At 66.6% G+C, this 6,833-nt stretch carries 7 protein-coding genes; all 7 read right to left on the bottom strand.

The genetic code is table 11. The features are described 5' to 3' along the window. Positions 1–273: 273 nt before the first annotated feature. Positions 274–969: a hypothetical protein gene (locus AB0F86_RS18300; RefSeq protein ID WP_067497071.1), complete on the bottom strand. Its 696-nt coding sequence runs from the start codon at positions 967–969 to the stop codon at positions 274–276. Positions 970–1,261: 292 nt separating this feature from the next. Further along, complete coding sequence (locus AB0F86_RS18295) at positions 1,262–2,074, bottom strand: ABC transporter permease (protein ID WP_356985543.1); 813 nt, start codon at positions 2,072–2,074, stop codon at positions 1,262–1,264. Next, positions 2,071–3,234 carry an ABC transporter substrate-binding protein gene (locus AB0F86_RS18290; RefSeq protein ID WP_356985541.1) on the bottom strand — a complete coding sequence of 388 codons (1,164 nt, stop codon included), beginning with the start codon at positions 3,232–3,234 and terminating at the stop codon, positions 2,071–2,073. The genes AB0F86_RS18295 and AB0F86_RS18290 overlap by 4 nt, the downstream gene beginning before the upstream one ends. Continuing rightward, positions 3,231–3,890 (bottom strand): ATP-binding cassette domain-containing protein, encoded by a 660-nt coding sequence (locus AB0F86_RS18285; RefSeq protein WP_225281713.1) that lies wholly within the window; start codon positions 3,888–3,890, stop codon positions 3,231–3,233. The genes AB0F86_RS18290 and AB0F86_RS18285 overlap by 4 nt, the downstream gene beginning before the upstream one ends. 130 nt (positions 3,891–4,020) lie before the next feature. After that, complete coding sequence (locus AB0F86_RS18280; RefSeq protein ID WP_181698768.1) at positions 4,021–4,650, bottom strand: methyltransferase domain-containing protein; 630 nt, start codon at positions 4,648–4,650, stop codon at positions 4,021–4,023. Positions 4,651–4,679: 29 nt separating this feature from the next. After that, complete coding sequence (locus AB0F86_RS18275; protein ID WP_356985539.1) at positions 4,680–6,104, bottom strand: cytochrome P450; 1,425 nt, start codon at positions 6,102–6,104, stop codon at positions 4,680–4,682. Further along, positions 6,104–6,820 carry a class I SAM-dependent methyltransferase gene (locus AB0F86_RS18270; protein ID WP_356985538.1) on the bottom strand — a complete coding sequence of 239 codons (717 nt, stop codon included), beginning with the start codon at positions 6,818–6,820 and terminating at the stop codon, positions 6,104–6,106. The genes AB0F86_RS18275 and AB0F86_RS18270 overlap by 1 nt, the downstream gene beginning before the upstream one ends. Positions 6,821–6,833: the final 13 nt, after the last annotated feature.

Below are 6,833 nucleotides of genomic sequence, written 5' to 3'. Positions count from 1 at the left end.
GCGAACAGCGCTCGAAGCGCATGCGCGAAGCGCGAGTCTCGAGCGCTGTTCGCGCGGCCCCCCAGGGGCCGCGCTCGAGCGCGCCAGCGCTCCAATAAACACAGCCCAATACCTTTGTGGTGCACAAAACACCAAGATGGTTTCCGCACCTCCCTGGTGCACAAAACACCAAGGTGGTCCCTTTCAGCTGCAACCCCGGCACATAACCGAACCACCCCAACCACACGAAAAAGCCCCACTCCACGAATGGAGCGGGGCTTCTACAGCGAGCCTCTACTTCGGCTTGTCAGCCCAGACAGTAGTACCGTCCGGCGCCTGCAGCACCTGCAGCAGTTCCAGGCCTGTCACAGCCATCACCGGACCGCCGATGGCGATCATCCCGATGATGCCGCCGGCTGCGGCGCCGACCGTCAGGCCGGGCAGGCAGCCGAGCGGGATGGTTACGACGCAACCGATGACGGCGCCGATGGCGGTGCCGACGAAGGTGCCGATGGCGGTGCCGATGCTGAACTTCGAAGAGAAGTCGTTGATCGCTTTCTGGTTCTCCTGGGCGGAGGCGATCTCCTGGCCCTGCAGGACCGGCTTGACCGCGACCGGCTGGGCGGCGATCTCGACGCCCTGGGGACGCTCCGGCGTCAGTTCGAGCACCGTGGAGTCCTTGACGACCTCAGCCTTGGTCGGAATCTCCGTGCCGGAGATCGAGAAGGCGATCGGCATGGCCATGACGACAGCACCGGTGCTGTCCTTGATCTCGGCCACCTGGGTCTTCGGCGCTTCGGGAGTCTCCCCCTCCTGCTCCACCAGCGAGAAGGTCCCGTTCTTCACGGTGGCGACCACGGTCTTGTCGACCAGCTTCACCGAGTACTTGATGCCCTCGGGCGCCACGGGCTCAGCATGCGAGGTCCCAGCGGCCACCGTCATGGCCCCGATAACCAAGGCGGCACCCGCAACGGTTTTACGGATGTTCATTGAAGTTCCTATCCATCAGGTGTGGTGCGGCGTGCGATCAAGCGACACGCGAGACTCGTCAAGCGGACGCACCCTTGTGAGATGCTCCCAACTTCTCCCCGAGCAGTGTGAAGACCGGCACAGCAGACAGAACGTCTGGAGCCTAGTAGACCGAAACCCCTGATGCCAGCACAGTTTCCAGGGGCATGGGTGAGGCTGCCCTAACCCATCGCGTCGGCAGACGAGGTTTCCCATGCTCAATCACAAACACGACCCGACCGGGTCAAACATGCTAGTGACATACATCACATAATCATCGGTACGTACGGCTGTTCAGGGACCGCCCCGGCAACCTGCCCGCAAGAAAATCGACGGCGAATCCGAGGACCCCGATCACCAGGATGATGGCGACCACCTGATCGTAGGCGAGCTGGTCACGGGCGTTGAGGATCTGGTACCCGAGTCCCGATCGCACACCGAGCATCTCGGCGGGCACGAGCACGATCCAGGCCGTGCCGAGCCCGAGCCGCAACCCGGTACGAACGTGGTCGCGCACCGCCGGAATGATGACAACGCGCAGCTGCTCCGCCCGGGTCGCGTGGAACGAGCGTGCCACGTCGAGGAAGCCCCGATCGATGGCGTGCACCCCCGCCACCGTGTTCAGCATGATCGGCCACACCGCCGCCGCGGCGACGAGGAAGTACACCGGTTGGTTGCCGATGCCGAAGACGGCGATGGCGATCGGGGTCCACGACAGCGGCGAGATCATCCGCAGGAACTGCACCACGGGCGAGGCGGCCTGTTCGATCCGGGTGCTGAGCCCGATCAGCAACCCGATCGGCACGCCGAGCACGGTGGCGATCGCGAGCCCGATCAGCAACCGCCACAGGCTGATTCCCGCGTCGGCGACGAGCACACCGCGTTCGTGCAGATCGGCGATGGCGGGCAGCACGTGCTGGGGCGCGGTGCGGCGCAGCAGCGAGTGTTCCGGGGAGAACACCGTGGTCGCCGTCCACCACAACCCGACGGTGACCAGCACGGCGAGCACCGGCGGCCACACCCTGGCCAGGACCGAGCGCGAGACGGTCGAGCCGGTTTTCGGTGGGGCTTGGGTCGTTGTAGTCACAGCAGGTGCACCTGTTCAGTTCGGTCGAGGCCGGTGAGCCCGAACGCTTGTTGCCCACCCTGTGCGGCAAGGGAATTCAGCACGAAGGTGTCGTCGACGAGCTCGCTGTGCGCGCGAGCCGGGTCGAGGGTGTCGAGGAAACCCCGGTCGCCGTCGACGACGGTCTCGTGCATCTCCTCGACCAGCCGCCGGGTGAAGCTCGGGTACGGGTAGGGCTGGAACCCCACCAGCTGCGGCGACCAGTCGGGCCGCTGGAACTGGTAGGGCGGGTTGGGGTAGGCGAGCGCGGTCCGTACGGCGGGCAAGGGTTGCGGCAGGTAGCTGCCGGCGGTGAGCGCTTCCGCGGCGCGCGGCCGGTCGGTGCCGATGCGTAGCTGCGCCGCGACCACCGCGTCGGTGACGGCTTGGACGGCGTGCGGTCGTTCGGCGATCACGTCGTCGCGGGTCACCAGCACGCAGCAGGCGTGTTCACGCCACACGTCACCGAGGAACACGTGGATGCGCCCGATCTTCTTGATCTGGGCGATGGCGTTGAACGGGTCGGCGACCACATAGCCGGAGATGGACCTGTTGGCCAGGGCGGGAACCATGTCCGACGGACTCATCACGATGAGCTCGACGGTCCGCTTGGCGCGCGAGGCGGTCCGGCGAACCACGGGTGTGATGTCGTGAGCGCGCAGGAGTTTCTGCAGCACGATGTTGTGGATCGACCACCAGAACGGAATGGCCACCTGGGTTCCGATCAGCTGTTCCAGCTCGGTGATGTCGGGTGCGACGGTGAGCGCCGACCCGTTGGTGTGGTTCCACCCGAGCACCCGCACATTCGCCCCGAGCACCTGCCGCAGCTGAATCGCCATGGGCATCAACAGGTGCGCCACATCCACCTGTCGTGAGACGAACGCTTCCGCCAGCCCCGACCAGCTGCGGAACATCACCGGTTTGGCGCTGCTCACCGACCCTGCGGGGTAGAGGTGTGCCGAGTGCGCGATCAGCAGCGGTGCCGCGTCGGTGATCGGCAGGTACCCGATCCGCAGTGCCTGTTCGCGCCGTTGCCCGGCGCCTGCCGCGCTGCGGACCAGGTCGGCCGACCCGTAGAGCCCGGCGGCCGCGGTGAGTCCGGCCGCTCCGGCGAGCAGGTGACGTCGTGAAAGCCCGCTCACGACACCACTACTTCGTCCGGGTGGTACTGCCCGAGAATATCGGCGCGCAACGCGTCGCCGCCGTCGCGCACCTCGGTCCATTCGCGCCGGATGCGGCCCTTGTCGAGCAGCACGATGCGGTCGGCCAGATCCATCGCCTCGTCGACGTCGTGGGTGATGAGCACGACCGTCGCCTCGATCTCGGAGACGAGTTCGGCCAGCCACTTCCGCAGGTCCAGGCGGGTGGCCGGGTCGAGCGCGCTGAACGGTTCGTCGAGCAGCAGCAGCCGGGGCCGGGTGGCGGCGGCGCGCAGCACTGCGACGCGCTGCGCCTGCCCGCCCGACAGCTCGCCGGGGTACCGCTGCGCCAGCGCCCCCAATCCGAAACGGGCAAGCAGGATTTCGGGGTAGTCCTTGTCGAACTCGCGCCGGTGCGCGGCGAACCGGCCGGCGAGCGAGATGTTGTCGATGACGGTGAGCCAGGGCAGCAGCAGCGCCTGCTGGAAGACCACCCCGGTACGCGGGCGGGCGCCGTCGGTGCTCCAGCTGATGGTTCCGGTGGTCAGCTGTTCGAGTCCGGCCAGCACGCGCAGCAGCGTCGATTTGCCGCTGCCGCTCGGACCGAGCACGGCGAGGAATTCACCGCGGTCTACGTGGAAGTCCACGTCGTCGAGCACGGTGCTTTCGCCGAATGTCTTGCCACCGCCGTCGACTTTCAGTTCCCAGATACTCAATTCGGCCGTCTCTCGAGAAAAGTGTCACCAAGGGCCGCGCGCACCGACGTCGGCGCCGGTGCGCGCGGAGTGCCTACGCGCCTTTGACGCCGGTCAGGCGGGTGTACATGCCGCCGTGCAGGTAGTCGACGACCACATCGGTCAGCCGGTCACGGAAGACCTGCTCGAACGGGTGCAGCTCCCGGAAATGCGATCCGACGATGCCCGACTTCACGAAGTTGTAGCCGTTGATCGGGTACCGGCTCAGCCCCGACGTGCGCGGCAGCGCGTCGATGATGCGCACCTGGGTGCCCGGCGTGAGGTTGCCGAGCAGTTCGGCCAGCTTGTCCGACGGGTGCGGCACACAGCTGAACGCGATGCAGCTGAACAGGACGTCCACGTCCTGGTTCACGGGCAGCTCGGCGATGTCCTCGGTGAGCAGAGTGACGTTGGGCCAATGGTTCTCGTCGACCCGCTTCTGCGCCTTGGCGAGGATGGCGGCGTTGTTGTCCACCCCGATCACGTGCCCGGTCGGTCCGACGGCGGAGAGCAGCGCCGGGAAGGCGAGGCCGGTGCCGCACCCGAGGTCGGCCACCTTCTTTCCGGTGAGGTCCAGGCCTTCGACCAGGCCCGGATGCAGTTTGTCGATGCCACCGAGGGACAGGAACCACGCCGTCCGGTCGTAGATGGGGGCCGCGATGTCGTACCGCTCTGCGAATTTCATGCGAATCTCTCAGATCTCTCGTCGGTGGGTTATCGGGGGGTGAGCCGGACGTTGAAGCCGCCCTTGATCATCGGCGCGAGGCCGGGGTCTTCCACGAGCTGCCAGTTCGGCGGGAGCTCGATCTTGTAGCGGCTGAAGATGAGCGCGACCAGGTACGGCGCGATGAGGTAGCCGAGCTGTGCGCCGGTGCAGCGGTGCGGGCCCGCGCCCCAGGCCAGGTAGTGCAGCACGCGCGGCTGGTCGACCCGCTTGCTCTGGTCGTAGAAGCGTTCGGGGTCGAACACATCGGGGTCGGTCCACCAGCGCGGGTCGCGGTGGATCGTCGAGATCGGCACGCCCAGCATGGTGTTGGGCGCGATGTCGTAGCCCTGGTAGTTCGCGCCCCTCGCGGTGAATCGCAGCAGCAGCGGAAGGCCCTGCATGCGCATGCCTTCCTCGAAGCACGCCTTCACCCAGTGCATGCTGCGCACCGATTCGATGGTCGGCTTGGACAGGTCGACCGAGCTCGCCTCTTCGACCAGCCGGTTCTTGGCTTCCTCGGCCAGGCAGGTGCGCACGACGGTCTGGGTGATGGCGCCCGCCGTCGTGCCGTAGGAGGCACTGGTCATGGTCGCCACGTCGAAGCACAAGTCCCAGAACGTCATCGGGGTCTTGAGCTTCTTATAGCCGGCGAGCATGCCGTCGAGCACGTCGTTGTAGGTGCCTAGCGACGGCGAGTTCTGCCGTTCGACCACCCGGTCGCGCACGATCTTGCCGGCTGAGTACACCGCCCACGGCCGGATCTTGTACCTGCCCCAGGGGCGAACCAGATTCGGCGGATCCGCGATCTTCAGCGTGGAGCCGAGGAATTTCGTGAACGTCGACAGACCGTCGTGCAGATCGTGAATTTCCTTGGGCGTGAACGGTTCCGTGAAGGTCTGGGCCAGCACGCCACGCAGCAGTGTCTGGAAGATCGCCTCTTGCAGGTCGGTCACACCGTCGGCATCGGTCGCGGCGGCGATATTCGACTCGAGGCTCGCCAGGTAGGCATCGGCATTGGCGTGGAAGGTGCTCTTGAGGCCGTCGCGGGTCACCAGCGGGCTGACGATGCGTCGCCGCTCGCGGAACAATTCGCCCTCGATGAAGGACAAACCGTTCTGCCGCTTGGCAATTGCCGGATGGTAGTTGCCGAATTTGCTGTAGTCGCCGGAGGTGTCGCCCATCGCCGCGTGGGCGTCTTCGGGATTGGCGATCACCACCAGGTCGCGCAGCGGCAGTTTGATCCGCACCACATCGCCGTACTGGCGCACCGCGTCCCGCAGGAATTTGTTGCGGTCCTTGGCGTATTCCGGATAGGAGCCCATGATCCGGTGGCCGGGCGGACCGGGCAGGTGCCGGTTGGAGAGCCTGCGACTGGTGATTCCGGTGACGGATGGCACCTTCTCCGCCGTGGCGTGGGGACATTTCTCGGTCATCACAAACCTTTCCTCTTACGGAAGACGTGGGCACGGACCAGCCCGCCGAGGTGCCGGGCCGTGGATTCCAGTTCCAGGCCGGCGTTCTCGCAGCGCGCGAGGGTGTGTTCGACGCCGCGATCGAGTTCGACTTCCCTGGTCATGTGGGCGACGGAATCCATGCCCGCGATGGCGGCGGCACCGCGGATGAGTCGCAGCCGCAGTTTCAGCAGGTTGCGCAGCAGCGGGCTGTCGGGCATGGCGAGTTCGATCAGCAGGAACCGCCCGTCGGCGCGTAGCACCCGCACCGTTTCGGCGAGCGCGGCGGCGGGGTCGTCCATGTCGTCGAGGGCGAAACACATCACGGCGGCGTCGAAACTCGACGACGGGAAGTCGAGCGATTCCGCGCTGCCGAGAGCGAGCTGCCAGTCGTTGCTCGGCCGCTTGCGCCGCAGCCGGGCGAACTTCTGTGCGGCGACGGCGAGCATCTGCTCGTTGAGGTCGACGGCCACATACGACAGGCGCAGCGGGTATACGGCCGCCAGTGCGGCCCCGATCTCGGCCGTTCCGGCGGCGATGTCGAGCACCTCGGCGCCCGGCCGCAGATCGAGCGCTCGGACGGCGCGGCGGCGCAACCGTTTGTCGCCGCCGAGGGTGAGCAGCGAGTTCACCGCGTCGTAGCGCGGTGCGATTCTGGTGAACATGGCCTGCGGGGTGGCAGGGCGTGTTCCGGCCATCGCGATCTCCTCG

Source organism: Nocardia sp. NPDC023733 (assembly GCF_040639775.1).
In the GTDB taxonomy this organism is placed as follows: Bacteria; Actinomycetota; Actinomycetes; order Mycobacteriales; family Mycobacteriaceae; genus Nocardia; species Nocardia rosealba.
This window is presented reverse-complemented; position numbering and strand designations above follow the sequence as displayed.